2 protein-coding genes are annotated in these 1,175 nt (G+C 39.0%); one reads left to right on the top strand and one right to left on the bottom strand.

Features of this window, described 5'->3' with window-relative positions; translation table 11 throughout:
- Positions 1 to 120 precede the first annotated feature (120 nt).
- Positions 121 to 483 carry a group I truncated hemoglobin gene (locus tag N9I19_RS24830; protein ID WP_284469820.1) on the bottom strand — a complete coding sequence of 121 codons (363 nt, stop codon included), beginning with the start codon at positions 481 to 483 and terminating at the stop codon, positions 121 to 123.
- A 226-nt stretch (positions 484 to 709) separates the two neighbouring features.
- Between N9I19_RS24830 and N9I19_RS24825 the strand changes: the two genes are divergently transcribed.
- On the top strand, positions 710 to 1,102 hold the full coding sequence (locus tag N9I19_RS24825) for a thiol-disulfide oxidoreductase DCC family protein (protein WP_061464645.1): 393 nt from the start codon (positions 710 to 712) through the stop codon (positions 1,100 to 1,102).
- Positions 1,103 to 1,175 lie beyond the last annotated feature (73 nt).

Raw genomic sequence — 1,175 nt, 5'->3', positions numbered from 1 at the left:
AGCTAACCACTACTACTGCCTTCATGGTTCGGGACTTTCACCCTATAGATTGCACCCATGCCGGGCGCACGAAAAGGAGCTGCTGATCAGCTCCTGGTATTGAAGTAAAGCACCTGATAGTTATTTATTCAAAATATCATTTCTTAGTGAAGCAACTTTAGTTAAAGCTGTATCTATGTCAGCTTCATTCACTCCAAAGTGAGCAAGTGCATCGTTAAGATGTTTTACAATAGCATTAAAATGGGCTGGTTGCAGATTCATTCCCTGGTGAGCTTTTGCCATTGATTGTCCAGAATATTGTTTTGGACCACCTAATGCAAAACTAATAAATTTTGTCTGATGACTGCGTTGTTTTTCCATATCCGTTTTTTCAAAAAAATGATTAACTGTATCATCCTTAAGCACCAACTCGTTGTAAAAATAGTCCACAACTTTTGCTATCGCTTCTTCTCCACCAATTTTTTCATAAAGTGTTTGATCCATATATACACTCCTACTTTGTAATTAATATAAGTATTTTCTGCAGAAAATTCATTTTTATTCCATATACTTTTGTAAGTAATATTAGGATGTCGATAGAAAATCCAATTGCTAGTGAAAACAAACCGTTAAAACCCCAAACAATTCCTTGCGTTTTCGCCTTACCAAAACGGGTAGTGTATTATAGAAGCATGAGTATGATAAACGTCTCTCTGTAGGAGGAATGTTCATGAATCCGGTCATTTTATTTGATGGTGAATGCAACTTTTGTGATTCGAGTGTCCAGTTCATTATAAAGCGGGATCCGCAGGGGCTTTTTTATTACGCTTCGCTTCAAAGTGAGGCGGGTCAAGAGCTGCTGAAGAAATACGATGCTCCCGCAGATATAGATAGCATGGTTCTGATCGAAAAGGATAAGGCCTACTATAAATCGTCTGCAGCCTTGAGGATTTGCCGCCGCTTACAAGGGGCATGGAAATTGCTTTACGGTTTCATCATCGTTCCAAGCTTCATCCGGAACATCGTTTATGACTTCATTGCCAAGAACCGTTACAAATGGTTCGGAAAGAAAGAAGAGAGCTGCATGCTGCCATCGCCAAGTATTCGAAAGCGCTTTTTATAAAAGGCTCTTTTCGTAAAGATTGTTGTTTTTAAAACGAAACTATTTAAGGTTGATTGGAGCGGAAGTGCGAGAC

Source organism: Peribacillus sp. CSMR9 (assembly GCF_033141925.1).
GTDB classification, from domain to species: Bacteria; Bacillota; Bacilli; order Bacillales; family DSM-1321; genus Peribacillus; species Peribacillus simplex_A.
Note: the sequence above shows the minus strand (reverse complement) of the source record. Positions and strands in the feature narration are given on the sequence as shown.

Bases quoted from the DNA above. Each gene is read 5' to 3' on its own strand.
- N9I19_RS24830 (WP_284469820.1), bottom strand. From the start codon at position 483: ATGGATCAAACACTTTATGAAAAAATTGGTGGAGAAGAAGCGATAGCA.
- N9I19_RS24825 (WP_061464645.1), top strand. From the start codon at position 710: ATGAATCCGGTCATTTTATTTGATGGTGAATGCAACTTTTGTGATTCG.